Here is a 16,205-nt window from a genome sequence, read left to right on the forward strand (position 1 = left end):
ACTTTAGTTTTTATTATTATATTGATGAGTCGATAAGATTATCTGATTCACCGTTATTTATCATCCTTTTTTTTCCTGAAGTTTTGCTTCATCCCATAGTTTATCCATTTCTTCTAAGCTCATATCTTTCAAGTTTTTACCTTGCTTTAAGCTATGATCTTCTACGTAGTTGAAACGGCGGATAAATTTCTGGTTGGTTTTCTCCAGCGCATTATCCGGATTGAGTTTATAGAGACGTGCTGCATTGATTACTGAGAAGATGAAATCGCCCAATTCCTGGGTAGAATTCTCTTTGTCGCCTTTAGCCAGTTCCACCTTGAGTTCTTCCAGTTCCTCCTGCACTTTGTCCCACACATCTTCTTTTTCTTTCCAGTCGAAGCCTACATTTCTAGCCTTGTCCTGAATGCGATAAGCCTTGATAAGAGACGGAAGAGAATTAGGAACACCGCTCAACACCCGCTCATTTCCATCCTTCTCCTGCTGCTTGATCTGTTCCCAGGTTTTCTCAACAGAAGTAGCAGTTTTCGGCTTGCTGGCGCCAAGAGCTAAGGTTTCTTCCGAACTGGCAGTTCCAGCCTTCCCGGTTTCTGCTTCTTCAGACTCTCTATATACCACCTGTCCCTCATCGTTGATATACATATCAGGATTCGAAACCGTCCAATTTCCCTCTTCCTTCCAGTTGATGAAAGGATGGCGGAACATCAGCTTGTCAGCCTCCTGATTGCAAACATCGCAAATATCGAACTCGCCGTCTTCTCTGCCGATGATGCTATAGAACATCACGTGCTCCAACACATCGCCCAACTCCTTCTTGATATCTTTGTAATCGCGCTTCATCAAGGCGTCACAAAGCTCGAAAGTCTCCTCGATCGTATTCGGACGAAGACTCTCGAATGTCTGCTTTTTATCCCATGGACACTGCAGGCGCAAACGGTCCTGCACATCCAGCAAGCGGCTGAACGCCGCCAGTTTTTCTTCTTTCGTATGTCCTTTTCCTGTATTACTAACCATCGTTTTGTGCAAAAATTAATAATTTTGATGCAAAGATAGTATTTTTCGCCCAAAAATTAGTATCTTTGCACCGTTTTTTAAAGAAAAAGAAAGAAAAAGAATAAAAATTAGATATAAACAATGGAATTAGCAAGTAAATACGATCCACAAGCAGTGGAAAGTAAATGGTATCAGTACTGGCTCGACAACAAGCTTTTCAGCTCTAAGCCAGATGGTCGTGAACCTTATACAGTGGTTATCCCTCCACCAAACGTAACAGGTGTGCTCCACATGGGACACATGCTCAACAATACTATCCAGGATATTCTCGTTCGCCGTGCTCGCATGGAGGGCAAGAACGCATGTTGGGTACCAGGTACCGACCATGCCAGTATCGCTACCGAGGCAAAGGTTGTAAACCGCCTCGCTCAGCAGGGCATCAAGAAGACTGACCTTACCCGCGAGGAGTTCCTCAAGCACGCTTGGGACTGGACTCACGAGCATGGTGGCATCATCCTCAAACAGCTCCGCAAACTCGGTGCCAGCTGCGATTGGGACCGCACAGCATTCACCATGGACGAGACCCGCTCTCGTGCCGTCATCCACGTATTCTGCGACCTTTACCAGAAGGGACTCATCTATCGTGGCGTGCGCATGGTTAACTGGGACCCTAAGGCTCAGACTGCGCTCTCTGACGAGGAGGTTATCTACAAGGACGAGCACTCTAAGCTCTACCACTTGAAGTATTATGTAGTAGAGCAGGACTGCCAGCAGGTGGATGAGGAGAACGTGATACACAAGGATGAGAAGGGATACTATGCAGTAGTAGCAACCACCCGTCCTGAGACCATCATGGGCGACTCTGCCATGTGTATCAACCCAGAGGATAAGAAGAATACCTGGCTGAAGGGTAAGCACGTTATCGTGCCTCTCGTAAACCGCGAGATTCCTGTTATCGAGGATACATACGTAGATATCGAGTTCGGTACTGGTTGCTTGAAGGTAACTCCAGCTCACGATATCAACGACCACGCCCTCGGTTTGAAGCACGGTTTGGAAACCATCGATATCTTCAACGACAATGGTACCATCAGCGAGGCAGCAGGTCTCTATGTAGGTATGGACCGCATGGACGTGCGCAAGCAGATTTCCATCGACCTTCAGAACGCTGGTCTGATGGAAAAGATTGAGGACTATAATAATAAGGTGGGCTTCTCTGAGCGTACCAATGTGCCTATCGAGCCAAAGCTCTCTACACAGTGGTTCCTCAAGATGCAGCACTTTGCCGACATCGCCCTTCCTCCAGTAATGGACGATGATATCGAGTTCTATCCTAAGAAGTACAAGAACACCTATCGCCACTGGTTGGAGAACATCAAGGACTGGTGTATCAGCCGTCAGCTCTGGTGGGGTCACCGCATCCCAGCCTACTACTTCGACAATGCCGGCAAGAAGGATTTCGTGGTAGCAGAGACTGCTGAGGAGGCTCTGAAACTCGCTCAGGAGAAGAATGCCAACATCAAGGCTGAGGATCTTGAGCAGGAGAGCGACTGCCTCGACACCTGGTTCTCTTCATGGTTGTGGCCTATCTCTCTGTTTGATGGTATCGAGCATCCTGACAATGAGGAGATCAACTACTACTACCCTACTTCCGACCTCGTAACTGGTCCGGATATCATCTTCTTCTGGGTAGCACGTATGATCATGGCTGGCTACGAGTATCGTGGCAAGATGCCATTCAAGCACGTATATTTCACAGGTATCGTACGCGACAAGCTGGGCCGTAAGATGAGCAAGAGTCTCGGTAACTCACCAGACCCACTGGTTCTGATTGACAAGTTTGGTGCCGATGGTGTTCGTATGGGTATGATGCTCAGCGCTCCTGCAGGCAACGACATCCTCTTCGACGAGAGCCTTTGCGAGCAGGGACGTAACTTCAACAATAAGATCTGGAATGCCTTCCGCCTCGTGAAGGGTTGGGAGACTGCAGATATCGAGCAGCCTAAGAGTGCAGAAATCGCCGTGAAGTGGTTTGACGCCAAGCTCAAGGAGGTGAACGAGGAGATGCAGAAGCAGTTTAAGGACTACCGTATCTCTGAGGCATTGATGACAGTATATAAGCTGTTCTGGGATGAGTTCTCATCCTGGTACCTGGAGATGGTGAAGCCAGCTTACGGTCAGCCTATCGACCAGAAGAGCTACGACGCTACCCTCCGTTTCTTCGATGCCCTCCTGAAGATGTTGCATCCATTCATGCCATTCATCACCGAGGAGTTGTGGCAGCACATCTACGACCGCAAGGATGGCGAGAGCATCATGCGCGAGAAGCTGGATATTCCTGCACCTACAACCGAGGAGCAGAAGTTGGCAGCCGACATTGAGGCTGTGAAGCAGATTATCGCCGGTGTTCGTACCGTTCGCAACCAGAAGAACATTGCCCAGAAGGAGCAGTTGTCTCTGCAGGTAGTAGGCAAGAACGATTTCGAGGCTTACAACGACGTAACGCTGAAGATGGCGAACCTTGATAAGATTGAGGTCATCGCTGAGAAGAGTGCCGATGCATCAAGCTTCATGGTAGGTACCGACGAGTTTGCCGTACCATTGGGCGACCTCATCGACGTAGCTGCCGAGATTGAGAAGGCAGAAGCTCAGCTCAAGCACTTGGAAGGCTTCCTGATGGGCGTACGCAAGAAGCTCGGCAACGAGAACTTCGTAGCTCACGCTCCTGAAAAGGTAGTAGCCCTGGAGCGCAAGAAGGAAAGCGACTCTGTTGAGAAGATTGCTGCCCTCAAGGCAACTATCGAGGAACTCAAGAAGAAATAATAGTATTATATTTAATGTTGAATGTTGAGTGTAGAATGTTGAATTAGTCAAGCTGATTCGTTAGCAAGATTGCAACTCAACATTCAACATTCAACATTCAACATTTTTAATTATGATCAAGAAGCTTTTCACCTTATTTATATGTACGCTATCTCTAGCAGCAACTTTCACCAGTTGCGGTGATGAAGCTATTGATGTAGAAAGCGTCAATAAGCAGACTATCTTCGTCTTCTTTCCATGGACGGGCGACACAAGACGCACAGGTCTATATAGTGATTTGAAAAATAACGTAGACAGCATGTGCGAAGGTATTGTTGCCAAGAAGGGATTGAACAATTCACGTGTAATGGTTTTCATGAGCCAGAATTACAAGAAGAGCTATCTTATAGATCTTCAATATGACGGCAATACGAAAACCGTCATTCGCGACACTTTGAAAACATACGATGAAGCTACATATACTACAGCAGAAGGGTTTGCAGAGATTCTGAATGAGGTGAAACGCCGTGCTGAAGCCCTGAATTATTCGCTCATCATCGGAGCTCATGGCTGCGGATGGACCTACAAGAGCGATTGGGTTCACTATCCCTATATGGCAAGACCTAATGCTGGTTTTGCTCAGAAAGGAAGCACCAGCTACCCTACCGCTACCGGTAATTTCAGCGGAATACAGTATGGTCCCGATCCCAACAAACCTATCACCCGTTTCTTCGGTAGTGTGAGTTTAGAAGAGAACGCTCTCGACGTTCCTACCCTGGCTGAAGGAATCAAACTCAGCGGCACCAAGATGCAGTACATCCTCTTCGATGCATGCTATATGGGCAATGTAGAGACTGCATACGAACTGAAAGACGTCACTAATTTCATGATTAGTTCAAGTAGCGAAATAATGGAAGCCGGCGTTCCATACAAAACCATATGGAGTTACCTCAACAGTTCAGCACCTAATTATTCAGGATTTGTCAATGGAGTTGTCAATTTCTACAAGAATAGTAGCAATCCATACTGCAACATGGCGGCCATTGATTGCAGACAGATGGACAATCTAGCCCAAGTGATGAAGGAAATCAACAGCAAATATACCCTCTCTTCATCCGTTCCGCTAGATTCCATACAGTCTCTGGATGGTTTCTCTCCCAACCTCTTCTACGACATGAGCGTATACGTAGACAGTCTTGTTCCAAGCGGCTATCTGAAAGACCAGTTCACTTCACAATTAAAACTCACCATCAAGGCAGCAGAACATACGGATGAAGCCTATACCTGGGTGTATTCGAATATACCTCCCAAGACCTTCCAGGTGAAGAGCTATTGCGGTCTTTCTATCTCCGACCCTAGCCAGCACAGCGTAGCTATCAAGGGCAGAGAGAAAACCGGTTGGTGGAAAGCTACACACTAATAAGCAATGAAGAGTGAAAGAAACTCCTTATTGGCTTTTAAGAAAAATATTATATAAAAGAATACATGATGGAATATTTTATCATTGAGAATAACGGACTGCAAGCGGGTCCATTCAGCCTGGAGCAACTCGTCCAGAAGGCTATCACACCCGAAACCCTTGTTTGGGCACAAGGCATGAAAGACTGGACTCCTGCTTGGAAAATAGCAGAACTGAAGACTGTTCTAGAAACTATAGAAGCTATCAAGGCTAATGCTGCCAACAAAGAAGATGCAGAAGGAACATCAGCAGATGCAACCGGCAACAACGGGACAGAAGCAGCAAACTTTCAGGCTGCAAACCAGCAAAGTTTCCAGCAGGCACAGCAGGAAGCTTACCAGCAAGGCTTTCAGCACGGCGCAGCAATGAACCAGGGCTACAGACAGGAACCGGAAAAGAAAAAATCGAGCAAGACCCTCTGGAAAATCATCTTAGGTCTTATCGTACTTCTCTTCCTGGTTTTCGCCATAACCAATCCAGGACCTGATGCCCACAAAGAAAAGGTAAAGACTGAGGCAGCCAAGGCTATCGACAAGGCTACAGAAACCAGTGATAACAACTTCTTCACCCAAAGCATCCGTTCCATTGCCAAAATGATGGCAGGAAGCGCTATTGATGAAGTGATGAACCAGCTCTTCGAATACCACAACTATATCGTATGCTCTAAGGGAACCGTTGAGTTTAATGGCAAGCAGCACACCGTAAGCTTCGGAATCCTTGGCAGCGTTTACACGATGAATGCTGATGATATGGTGAAGGCGCTGGAAGGTGCTGACAATCTGCAGATAGAAGAAACCACCAGCTCATCAACCGATGAAACCCCTTCGGTAAGCGATAATAACAGCGATGGTTCAGAAAAAGACGGACTGGGCGCTTCCGTTCAGAAGAAACTGGAAGACAAGGCAAACCAGGCCATGGATCAGGCTGCCGACAAGGTGAGCAAGAAACTGGAAGAGAAAATCAACCAGAAACTCGATGAAGCAACCGATTCTTCAACCGTAGAAAAGATTCTCGACAAGATTCTGGAACTGATCTAGCATCAGAAATCCGAAGAAACATAAGAAATATGACACATTTCTCAATATGACAGCATGGCGGCTTGACGTATATCAAGCCGCCATTGCTGTTTAGTTGACGTGTATCAAAAAAAGCCCCTTTTTCATCATTTTGTCATGTCTTTGTGACAGATATTCAAGAAAAAGGCATTACCTTTGCACCAGAAAACAGTGAGATTGTAATAAGGATAATGTAAAACAGGAGACCTCACATGGAGGCTCCACAAAGAAAGAAAGGAAACAAATTATGATGACGACAGTAATGATTCTTACAGTTGTGGCAGCTATGATTGTCAAGGCTGTAAATGTAAACAACAACATGGAGATGGGCAAGTAAAATTGACCACCGTTCATGAACAAAAGAAAAAAAGAAAATGGCAGAAATGCCGAGTATTAATTTTTTAAAAAAGGATAACGATTATGAAAACAATGTATGCAAACATCAAGAAGGCCTTGAAGGCTATTCTTGCAGATTACATGACCGCAATGGAAATGTATGGTGAGGCTTTGAACAGAAGCCGTGGTTGTGCTTGCGCATAAGGGTTCCAATCCCTTCATGCTGCGGCATAAACTAGATTGAAAGCAAAAAGTAATTACGTTTAAATAAAGAAAAAGCGTGTAAGTTACCATACTTACACGCTTTTTTTGTATCTTTGCAACCGGTTAGTAAAAATTAAAAAAAGAAGAAACGATGAACTCACAAGATATAATCAGCAGGCTGGAATCGAAAGGCATCCGTCCAACCGCCAACCGCATACTCGTAATGAAGACCCTGATGGGTGAACAGAACCCGCAGAGTCTGAGCAATCTGGAACGAAAGATGGTTTCGATGGACAAGTCGAGCATCTTCCGTACCCTTACCCTCTTTCTGGAACATGATGTGGTACATGCCTTCGAAGATGGGCGAGGCGTACTCTGCTACGAACTCTGCGAAGAAAAAGGGGCTTGCGATCATCACGACGGGCATATTCATTTCTACTGCGAATCTTGCCAGCGTTCCTTCTGTATGGAGGATATCCATATTCCAAGTTTCGAGCTGCCCGAAGGCTTTTACCCCCACTCTATTTCCTTTGTCATCAAAGGCGAATGCCCGGATTGCAGAAAGAAACACCAGTAAAGCGAAAGGTACATTCTGCGTTAATTTAGCATAAATATTTTTGAAATTCTATTGTTTTTCCGATATTATCATTACTTTTGCAAGCGATTATCACGGGGTGCTGAAAGATTCGGCTGAGATGATACCCATTGAACCTGATGCAGGTAATGCTGTCGCAGGGATATTTGATAGCGCTTTATTCTTTCTCTTAAGGCTTTCATCTGGAAGTTCACCGTGTTTGATTACATATTATCTTATCATCGCTTTCGGGCGATAGAAAAAGCGTAAACAAACGGATTATTCATCATATAAAACGAACAGAATATGAAAGTAACTATCAACAACAAAGAGACCGAGACACAGGCTAAAACCATCAGGGAGTTAGCTCAGGAACTCGATTTGCCAGCTACAGGAGTTGCAGTAGCTATCAGTAACGAAATGGTGCCTCGTGATGAATGGGAAAACACAATCATCGCAGAAGGAGCAGACATCGTTATCGTAAAAGCGTTCTGCGGAGGATAACGGTCCCAGAATACTGCGGAAAAGAATCACTCAAAAGTACTTTTCCTACAGAAATGAAAACAAAAATAACAACTCTATAATAAAACAATGGAAAAATTAGTAATCGCAGGCAGAGAGTTTAACTCACGCCTCTTCTTGGGCACAGGAAAGTTTAACAACAATGCCCTCATGGCTGAAGCCATCAAAGCATCAGAAACAGAAATGGTTACTGTTGCTATGAAACGTATCGAACTCGAAGACAAGCAGGACGATCTGCTCTCTCATATTGTGCAGAACCCAAATATCCAGCTCCTTCCTAACACCAGTGGCGTGCGCAACGCCGAGGAGGCTGTCTTCGCAGCACAGATGGCTCGCGAGGCTTTCGGAACCAACTGGCTCAAACTCGAAATCCACCCAGACCCTCGCTATCTTCTTCCAGACTCTATCGAGACGCTGAAGGCTACCGAGAAACTGGTAAAACTCGGTTTCGTGGTATTGCCATATTGTCAGGCAGACCCTACCCTCTGCAAGCACCTCGAAGAGGCTGGTGCTGCTACTGTGATGCCACTTGCTGCACCTATCGGTACCAACAAGGGATTGAGAATGAAGGACTTCCTGCAGATCATCATCGAGCAGGCTACTGTTCCAGTGGTAGTAGATGCAGGTATCGGTGCACCTAGCCACGCTGCCGAAGCTATGGAGATGGGTGCCAGCGCTTGCCTGGTCAACACAGCCATCGCCGTTGCCGGTGATCCTGTAGAGATGGCTAAGGCATTCAAGGAAGCTGTAGTATGCGGTCGCCGTGCTTACGAGGCAGGTCTCGGAGCCATCAGCGATTGTGCTGAGGCAAGTTCTCCTCTCACCGCATTCCTCAACGATTAATTATAATATAGATAATAAAAGGCATGAAGGATGAAGGCAAAGAAGCAAGAACGCTCTTTTTACCTTTTTACCCTTTTACCTTTTTACCTTTAAAAAATTATGCCAAACGATAAGAAAGCTTACGCCCAGAGAGAAAAGGCGTATATGCAGGGAAAACTCTTCCCACAGATCAAGGTTGGAATGACCAAGGTAAACCTCACTCCTACTGTTGTGAAGGATGAGCGCGGCATTCCTCATACAGAGCCAAACGCTCCGGTTTACATCTACGATACCAGCGGTCCTTACAGCGACCCTAACTATCAGGTAGATTTGAAGAAAGGCTTGCCAAGAATGCGCGAGCAGTGGATTATCGACCGCAACGATACCGAGCAGCTCAAGGAGGTTACCAGCGAGTATGGCAAGCAACGTCTTGCTGACCATAGCCTCGACCACCTCCGCTTCGAGCACATCCAGTTGCCTCGCCGTGCTCAGGCTGGCAAGCACATCACACAGATGGCATACGCCAAGGCGGGCATCATCACTCCTGAGATGGAGTATGTGGCTATCCGCGAGAACATGAACTGCCAGGAGTTGGGCATCGATACCCATATCACCCCTGAGTATGTGCGTGATGAGATTGCACGCGGACGTGCCGTTCTTCCTGCCAACATCAATCACCCTGAGAGCGAACCGATGATCATCGGCCGCAACTTCCTCGTGAAGATCAATACCAACATCGGTAACTCTGCCACTACCTCCAGCATCGAGGAAGAGGTAGATAAGGCGGTATGGTCTTGCAAGTGGGGAGGCGATACCTTGATGGACCTCTCTACCGGCGACAACATCCACGAAACCCGTGAATGGATTGTGCGCAACTGTCCTGTACCAGTAGGAACCGTGCCTATCTACCAGGCTTTGGAGAAGGTAAACGGCAAGGTAGAAGATCTGAACTGGGAGGTATTCCGTGATACCCTCATCGAGCAGTGCGAGCAGGGTGTTGACTACTTCACCATCCATGCCGGTATCCGTCGCCACAACGTGCATCTCGCTGATAGCCGTCTCTGCGGTATTGTGAGCCGTGGCGGTAGTATCATGAGCAAGTGGTGTCTCTATCACGACCAGGAGAGCTTCCTCTACGAGCACTTCGACGATATCTGCGACATCGTGGCACAGTATGACGTTGCCCTTTCTTTGGGTGATGGTCTGCGCCCAGGCTGTATCGCCGATGCCAACGATGCAGCCCAGTTTGCCGAGTTGGATACCATGGGCGAGCTTGTTACCCGTGCCTGGGACAAGAATGTACAGGCATTCATCGAGGGTCCTGGTCACGTGCCATTGCAGAAGATCAAGGAGAACATGGAGCGCCAGCTCGACCACTGTCACGAGGCACCATTCTACACCCTCGGCCCATTGGTTACCGATATCGCTCCAGGTTACGACCACATCACATCAGCCATCGGTGGTGCCCAGATAGCATGGCTCGGCACAGCAATGCTCTGCTATGTAACACCAAAGGAGCACCTCGCATTGCCTAACAAGGAAGATGTGCGCACAGGTGTGGTAACCTATAAGATTGCCGCTCATGCAGCCGATTTGGCAAAGGGTCATCCAGGTGCAACTATCCGCGACAACGCCCTCTCCAAGGCACGCTTCGAGTTCCGCTGGAGAGACCAGTTCCACCTCTCTCTCGACCCAGAGCTCGCCTTGAAGTATTTCGAGGAGGCAGGTCATACAGACGGTGAGTACTGCACCATGTGTGGTCCAAACTTCTGTGCAGCCAAGTTGACACACGATTTGAGAAAGTTTAAAAAGTAAGAAAATGTTTTCAGACGAATTAAAGAATATCAGTTGGGAGGAGACCACGGAGCGCATTGCTCGAATGACCGATAACGATGTGCGTCGTGCCCTTGCCAAGGACCATTGCGATGTGAACGACTTCATGGCGCTGATTTCACCGGCAGCCGAGCCATACCTGGAGGTAATGGCGCGTCTTTCCCGCAAATATACCGAGGAGCGCTTCGGCAAGACCATGTCGATGTTCATTCCTCTCTACATCACCAATTCATGCTCAAACTCCTGCGTGTATTGCGGTTTCCATCGTGAAAATCCGATGGCCCGCACCATCCTCACCCCAGAGCAGATTGAGAACGAGTACAAGGCCATCAAGCAGCTGGCTCCATTCGAGAACATCCTTCTCGTTACGGGCGAGAACCCAGCCAAGGCAGGCACCCCTTATCTTGCCAAGGCAATCGACATCGCCAAGAAGTATTTCTCTAACGTGAAGATTGAGGTGATGCCGCTCTCTACAGAGGATTACAAGACCCTCGCCGACCATGGTATGAACGGCGTCATCTGTTTCCAGGAGACCTACAACCACGAGCACTACAAGCTCTACCACCCACGTGGCATGAAGAGCAAGTTTGAGTGGCGCTGCGATGGTTTTGACCGCATGGGTATGGCAGGCGTCCATTCCATCGGTATGGGTGTGCTCATCGGCTTGGAGAAGGAATGGCGCACGGATGTTGTGATGATGGCTCATCACCTGCGCTACCTTCAGAAGCATTACTGGAAGACCAAGTACAGCGTGAACTTCCCTCGTATGCGCCCTGCACAGAACGAAGGTTTCCAGCCCAACTGCTTCATGACCGATAAGCAGTTGGCACAGGCTACTTTCGCCATGCGTATCTTCGACCACGATGTAGATATCTCCTACTCTACCCGTGAGCCAGCCTACATCCGTGACAACATGGCAACACTGGGTGTCACCACCATGTCGGCAGAATCAAAGGTAAATCCTGGTGGTTATCATACCTATCCTCAGGCATTGGAGCAGTTCACCGTAAGCGATGAGCGTACCGCCAAGGTAATCAATGCGAGATTGAAGGAATTGGGCAGAGAGCCAGTCTGGAAGGATTGGGATGCCTCATTCGATTTCTTCGGAAATATCGCAAACGGATAAAGAAGATGTAATTAAACAGAATAAAAAAAAGAGTGTATCATAAATTCATGACACACTCTTTTTTGTTAATATTCTCAGACTGACGCCCCTATAATAGATCATTTCAGATAGATGGTCTGTGTTTTCCCCGTGATATCAGTTACCACGGCAATCCCTCCATCACGAATCTCGACCTTCTCATATTTGGCATCAACTATCACCTTGCCTTTTAAGGTCATAATACCCCAATAACTTGGAATCTCTTCAAAGGCACAATAGGCACCAACAGGTTGCGCTATGCTGCGATAAAGGGGTGGCACGACAACTCTGCCATCCACTTTTATGCCCCATTTCTTTCCAGCCTGATATAATTCCACATGTCCTGCTACAGACTTTTCATGCAAAAGAATCATCTCGCTTGCTTCCTTTTTCTTCTCCTGTAACATCATCTCATCATAGTATTTCTTGCCAAGGCGAGGCATTACAATATGAAGATCTTCATTTTCATTCTTTGGGTTATTGCATCCAATATAGGTCTTCTTCAAATATGAATCCACCAGGTAGTAGTCCTGCTTGCTGTCCATAACCACGATACAACCACAACGAAGAGTGGCACACATCCAATACACATGTTCATAATCACCACGTAAGAAACATACTCGATTACTATCTATAGTAGCCTTCATCATCAAGCCATTGCCTCCTTCATAATAGTACCATTCCTGGCAACCACTATCTACTAAATAATTATAACGATATATCAGGTAATCCCCAAAATTGAACAGGTCATATTTGGAAGGGCAATATGGCCAAGAGAAATGTTCGTAGGTGCGAGACATATAAACATCTCCATATTTGATGAACTCCCAACCTTCTAGCGTAACCACCTTTGGAACATCGTAAACATTGGGGCCATCGTCAATAATAGCTCCAGACAACAGGTCATAATAGCAGACCTCCTTTCTGCAATGTCGGTAGAACAGGATGTTGCCATCCAACAGCTTCATGTCACGGTAATCGCCTGGCTCCAAGACTTGTTCTCCCTGCCGGTTCACTACCGTCATCTTCCCATCAGGAAGCTTGATGATGGCAAACTCCCCTCTACTGTCCACAAACTCACGATACTGTATCGTTTGGAGCAATTCTTCATGGCTCATCACCATCATCATTTCTGAGTCTGGATGAATCTGAATATCGTCTTGCTTCTCGTTCATCAGGAAAAACTCTCTATCCTTCGGAGTCTCCTTTCTCTTGCCAACTTTCAGCTTTCCCTCGAACATAGCATTCCAGTTCCATACTTGCGAAGGCAACCCGAACACCCGATATAGTCCCACATTATCTATAATTACGCAGTTCTTCTTTCCCTTGGCTACTCGCAATCCACGTCCCACCATCTGCAGATACTTGGCAAGCGACAGCGTTGGTCGAGCCAACTGTACAAACTCCACATCCGGGCAGTCAAACCCCTCCGAGAAGATGTCCACATTCACCAGCACTTGTATAGGAGCAAGTTCATCGCCAACTCCATCAGCAGCCCGCAAGCAAGTAGCCCCCAGGCCATCACCAACTCGCAAGCAAGTATCAGTAAGGCGGTCCCATCCCGCACAATCTGGCGAGACCTTTGATGGTCCGCCATCCTTAGAGCGTAGCGGTTCCGAGCGACGAGGAGGAGCGGTTTCCTCCCTCGCTCCTGAGGAGAGAGGGCCGGGGTGAGAGGTGGAGCCCTCTTTAATGGTAAAGAGGGACGGGGTGATTTTCGAAAAATTTTGAGAAGTATTAGAAGATTTGAACCTTTCAATCAGCATTCTGCGCTCACTCGCAGGAGTCTTACTATCAATAGCAACAGCCGCGATGCCGTGTTCTCTGTAGAACTCGGCAATAGCATTAGCATGAGAAATATTGATAGCATACACGATGCCCTTTCTGTCTTTACCAAATTCTTCCAAACTCCGATAGAGCCTTTCGATACTCGGCTTCTTATTCAGCAACATATCCATTTCTTTGTTCTGGTAGTCACCATCAGCCCCTCGCTTCTGCAAGGAGTCGATGAGCCGTTGCGTCACACCATCCGATTTGATGCTCACAAAATCATATGTCGCCAATCTTCCCTTGCTGATAAATTCAGGAACACTCCACGACTGCACCAAGACATCAAACAGATCAGTGAATCCCTTACCATTCAATCGGCAAGGAGTAGCCGTCAGTCCCAGGAACTTAGCTTTCGGGAATCTCTCCCACATTTCCTTATAGGTCTTGGCAAGCGCATGGTGCGCCTCGTCAATCACTATCATCCCCGGTTCTTCCTCTATCTCGTCATAGTGCTTCGACAACCATTGTATCGACACCGCCTTTATCGGTATCATGTCAGAAGTAGGATTAACAGAAGAGGCAGAAGTGGCACCAAGCCCATCTCCACCCCTCTCACCCAGGCGGTCCCATCCCGCACAATCTGGCGAGACCTTTGATGGTCCGCCAACCTTAGAGCGAAGCGGTTCCGAGCACCGAGTAGGGCGGTTTCCTCCCTCTCCCCTGAGGGTGAGAGGGTCGGGGTGAGAGGTGGAGCCTCCCTTAAGGGTAAGGGAGGACGGGTGGGTTTTCGAAAAATTCCCCTCTTTAATGGTAAAGAGGGACGGGGTGATTTTAGAAAAAACTCTTTGAATAGTTTCTCGAATCTGAGAAACCAGCTCCCTTCTATGGGCAACAATCCAAACATTGCAATTGGAATGTTCCCTCAAAAACGATTCTACGACCGAAGCGAGTAGAACCGTTTTTCCCGTACCCGTTGGCATTTGTGCCATCACGGACCGATGAAGGCGCATCGCCTTCTCAATCCGTTCCTTCATATCCTCTTGGTAATCAAATAACTTTATTTCCTTCATTATTTAAGGGTCTCGTTGACTTTACTCCAGTCTTTATTCATCAAATCCTCGATGATGCTATGAATCTTCAAGGCATATTTTGTTCTAGGATGATTGCCATACTGTGTTCCTCTCAGAATACCTTCATAGAAGATGGTTACGATGATTTCAGTCTGTTTTCTATACATCATATATTCATATTCATCATATTTCTTGTTGCAGAGGAAGAATTTGTGTTGGGTGTTGTTGATTTCCATAATGTATATTTATAATAATTATTCTTAATTATTCACTTAAAAGTGAACAAGCTATCAATAAAATTATTATTTTTGCATTGCATATTAAAGAATTATAATTATGACACAAGTAACATTAAAGACAATAGAGCAGAATGACAACGTAGGCATGTTTTCTATCTGCTTCGATGGAAACTCCGAAAGCGAATTTGAAAAATTCCTGATGGAGTTTAAGGACAATGCGACATACAATAAAGACTTCAATACCATATTATTGGCTTTATCCAAAATTATCGATAAGGGAGCATTAGAAAGATTCTTCCGTATCGAAGGAAGAATGAACGACCATGTTAGTGCTTTGTCTATCGATTCCCGCAAACTCCGCCTATACTGCCTAAGAATATCCGACCAGATACTTATCTTAGGAAATGGTGGTGTTAAACTATCACGCACATACCAAGAGAATGAAAAGCTCAGTGGATATGTCATGGATTTACAGACTTTTGACAAAGTTCTGCTCAAAGCCCAAGAGAAGGGCATCATTACCATTGAAAAGAATATGATAACAGATATAGAAAGTGCAACCTTTGAAATTTAAGCATTATGATACAGAACAAATTATTCCGTGATTGCCTCGCTGCGATACCTGCCGAGCAAAAGGCAGAGTTCGATTTGTCTTTCGGTATTGCCGAGCGCATTAGTGAGATTCTGAAAGCCAAGGGGCTCACCCAAAAGGATTTCGCCCGCTTGCTCAACAAGCGAGACTCAGAAATCTCAAAATGGCTAACAGGCAGACATAACTTCACGACTCAAACCATTGCTCGTATAGAAACTGCCTTAGGAAGTAAACTCATTAGCATAGCCCATTGATTGGACTATGCCAATAAGCATATTCTAAAACACCAAGAAATTCACAATAAATCAACAAAATCCCCCGAATACAAGTTGTAAACTATAAACTATTAACTTTAAACTTCCCTCTCCCAGCAGTCCCATCCCGCACAATTTGGCGAGGGCTTTGAAGCCCCGCCATCCTTAGAGCGTAGCGGTTCCGAGCACCGTAAGTATCCGCTAAACGCCGTATTGCATATCTCAAAAAAATATTGTACCTTTGCACGGCGGCATCATTTTTCTAATTTTGAGACAAGAATACGCAATTTAGCCCTCCATCAGCACAAGCTAATGGAGGTTATACCTTAATTTGACTAAATATTAAATTCATTTTTATTGTTCCTCATCTTCCCAGAACTCAGGAAGAAGAGTATAATAGTAAATCACCGTTAGAACGTAACTACTGATTTTCAGCAGTTAGCACATCCAACAATTTTTCAAAAAAAGCATATTATTAATTGGTATTGCCAGAGCTGCCTATTAGGCTGCCTTGACATTCACCTTTTTGTTCGAGTTAT

At 46.3% G+C, this 16,205-nt stretch carries 13 protein-coding genes and 1 riboswitch; of the genes, 10 read left to right on the top strand and 3 right to left on the bottom strand.

What is annotated here, in order from left to right; genetic code table 11:
* Positions 1-60 precede the first annotated feature (60 nt).
* Complete coding sequence (mazG, locus tag DWV53_RS10805) at positions 61-1,011, bottom strand: nucleoside triphosphate pyrophosphohydrolase (RefSeq protein ID WP_118153678.1); 951 nt, start codon at positions 1,009-1,011, stop codon at positions 61-63.
* Between the two features lie 120 nt (positions 1,012-1,131).
* On the opposite strand from mazG, the gene DWV53_RS10810 reads away from it, so the two are divergent.
* The 8 genes from DWV53_RS10810 to thiH all read left to right on the top strand — a co-directional run bounded on the left by DWV53_RS10810 (position 1,132) and on the right by thiH (position 11,723).
* Complete coding sequence (locus DWV53_RS10810) at positions 1,132-3,813, top strand: valine--tRNA ligase (RefSeq protein WP_118153681.1); 2,682 nt, start codon at positions 1,132-1,134, stop codon at positions 3,811-3,813.
* A gap of 112 nt (positions 3,814-3,925) precedes the next feature.
* Positions 3,926-5,212, top strand: a complete 1,287-nt coding sequence (locus tag DWV53_RS10815) for a clostripain-related cysteine peptidase (protein WP_118153684.1) — start codon at positions 3,926-3,928, stop codon at positions 5,210-5,212.
* 65 nt (positions 5,213-5,277) lie between these two features.
* On the top strand, positions 5,278-6,288 hold the full coding sequence (locus tag DWV53_RS15780; protein WP_181992471.1) for a GYF domain-containing protein: 1,011 nt from the start codon (positions 5,278-5,280) through the stop codon (positions 6,286-6,288).
* Between the two features lie 709 nt (positions 6,289-6,997).
* Positions 6,998-7,423 (top strand): Fur family transcriptional regulator, encoded by a 426-nt coding sequence (locus DWV53_RS10825; RefSeq protein WP_117692436.1) that lies wholly within the window; start codon positions 6,998-7,000, stop codon positions 7,421-7,423.
* An 83-nt stretch (positions 7,424-7,506) separates the two neighbouring features.
* Positions 7,507-7,601, top strand: a riboswitch (TPP riboswitch).
* Between the two features lie 125 nt (positions 7,602-7,726).
* Positions 7,727-7,924, top strand: a complete 198-nt coding sequence (thiS, locus tag DWV53_RS10830; RefSeq protein WP_006848697.1) for a sulfur carrier protein ThiS — start codon at positions 7,727-7,729, stop codon at positions 7,922-7,924.
* A gap of 87 nt (positions 7,925-8,011) precedes the next feature.
* Positions 8,012-8,785 carry a thiazole synthase gene (locus DWV53_RS10835; RefSeq protein ID WP_022121898.1) on the top strand — a complete coding sequence of 258 codons (774 nt, stop codon included), beginning with the start codon at positions 8,012-8,014 and terminating at the stop codon, positions 8,783-8,785.
* Between the two features lie 99 nt (positions 8,786-8,884).
* Complete coding sequence (gene thiC, locus DWV53_RS10840) at positions 8,885-10,579, top strand: phosphomethylpyrimidine synthase ThiC (RefSeq protein ID WP_089542781.1); 1,695 nt, start codon at positions 8,885-8,887, stop codon at positions 10,577-10,579.
* Between the two features lie 4 nt (positions 10,580-10,583).
* Positions 10,584-11,723, top strand: coding sequence for a 2-iminoacetate synthase ThiH (gene thiH / locus DWV53_RS10845; RefSeq protein ID WP_006848700.1), 1,140 nt, complete (start codon positions 10,584-10,586; stop codon positions 11,721-11,723).
* A 98-nt stretch (positions 11,724-11,821) separates the two neighbouring features.
* Here the strand turns inward: thiH and DWV53_RS10850 are convergent, their stop codons facing one another.
* Positions 11,822-14,545: a DEAD/DEAH box helicase family protein gene (locus DWV53_RS10850; RefSeq protein ID WP_259318968.1), complete on the bottom strand. Its 2,724-nt coding sequence runs from the start codon at positions 14,543-14,545 to the stop codon at positions 11,822-11,824.
* A 35-nt stretch (positions 14,546-14,580) separates the two neighbouring features.
* Positions 14,581-14,817, bottom strand: a complete 237-nt coding sequence (locus DWV53_RS10855; protein ID WP_118153691.1) for a hypothetical protein — start codon at positions 14,815-14,817, stop codon at positions 14,581-14,583.
* A gap of 100 nt (positions 14,818-14,917) precedes the next feature.
* Here DWV53_RS10855 and DWV53_RS10860 point away from each other — a divergent pair, with 100 nt between their 5' ends.
* Together DWV53_RS10860 and DWV53_RS10865 are read left to right on the top strand one after the other, a co-directional pair.
* Complete coding sequence (locus DWV53_RS10860; RefSeq protein WP_118153694.1) at positions 14,918-15,394, top strand: hypothetical protein; 477 nt, start codon at positions 14,918-14,920, stop codon at positions 15,392-15,394.
* Between the two features lie 5 nt (positions 15,395-15,399).
* Positions 15,400-15,666 (top strand): helix-turn-helix domain-containing protein, encoded by a 267-nt coding sequence (locus DWV53_RS10865; protein WP_118153697.1) that lies wholly within the window; start codon positions 15,400-15,402, stop codon positions 15,664-15,666.
* Positions 15,667-16,205: the final 539 nt, after the last annotated feature.

This window comes from Segatella copri, assembly GCF_003465495.1.
GTDB classification, from domain to species: Bacteria; Bacteroidota; Bacteroidia; order Bacteroidales; family Bacteroidaceae; genus Prevotella; species Prevotella copri_G.

What these genes read in the sequence shown, in the direction of transcription:
- mazG (WP_118153678.1), bottom strand. Translation starts at nt 1,011, where the DNA reads ATGGTTAGTAATACAGGAAAAGGACATACGAAAGAAGAAAAACTGGCG.
- DWV53_RS10810 (WP_118153681.1), top strand. Translation starts at nt 1,132, where the DNA reads ATGGAATTAGCAAGTAAATACGATCCACAAGCAGTGGAAAGTAAATGG.
- DWV53_RS10815 (WP_118153684.1), top strand. Translation starts at nt 3,926, where the DNA reads ATGATCAAGAAGCTTTTCACCTTATTTATATGTACGCTATCTCTAGCA.
- DWV53_RS15780 (WP_181992471.1), top strand. Translation starts at nt 5,278, where the DNA reads ATGATGGAATATTTTATCATTGAGAATAACGGACTGCAAGCGGGTCCA.
- DWV53_RS10825 (WP_117692436.1), top strand. Translation starts at nt 6,998, where the DNA reads ATGAACTCACAAGATATAATCAGCAGGCTGGAATCGAAAGGCATCCGT.
- thiS (WP_006848697.1), top strand. Translation starts at nt 7,727, where the DNA reads ATGAAAGTAACTATCAACAACAAAGAGACCGAGACACAGGCTAAAACC.
- DWV53_RS10835 (WP_022121898.1), top strand. Translation starts at nt 8,012, where the DNA reads ATGGAAAAATTAGTAATCGCAGGCAGAGAGTTTAACTCACGCCTCTTC.
- thiC (WP_089542781.1), top strand. Translation starts at nt 8,885, where the DNA reads ATGCCAAACGATAAGAAAGCTTACGCCCAGAGAGAAAAGGCGTATATG.
- thiH (WP_006848700.1), top strand. Translation starts at nt 10,584, where the DNA reads ATGTTTTCAGACGAATTAAAGAATATCAGTTGGGAGGAGACCACGGAG.
- DWV53_RS10850 (WP_259318968.1), bottom strand. Translation starts at nt 14,545, where the DNA reads ATGAAGGAACGGATTGAGAAGGCGATGCGCCTTCATCGGTCCGTGATG.
- DWV53_RS10855 (WP_118153691.1), bottom strand. Translation starts at nt 14,817, where the DNA reads ATGGAAATCAACAACACCCAACACAAATTCTTCCTCTGCAACAAGAAA.
- DWV53_RS10860 (WP_118153694.1), top strand. Translation starts at nt 14,918, where the DNA reads ATGACACAAGTAACATTAAAGACAATAGAGCAGAATGACAACGTAGGC.
- DWV53_RS10865 (WP_118153697.1), top strand. Translation starts at nt 15,400, where the DNA reads ATGATACAGAACAAATTATTCCGTGATTGCCTCGCTGCGATACCTGCC.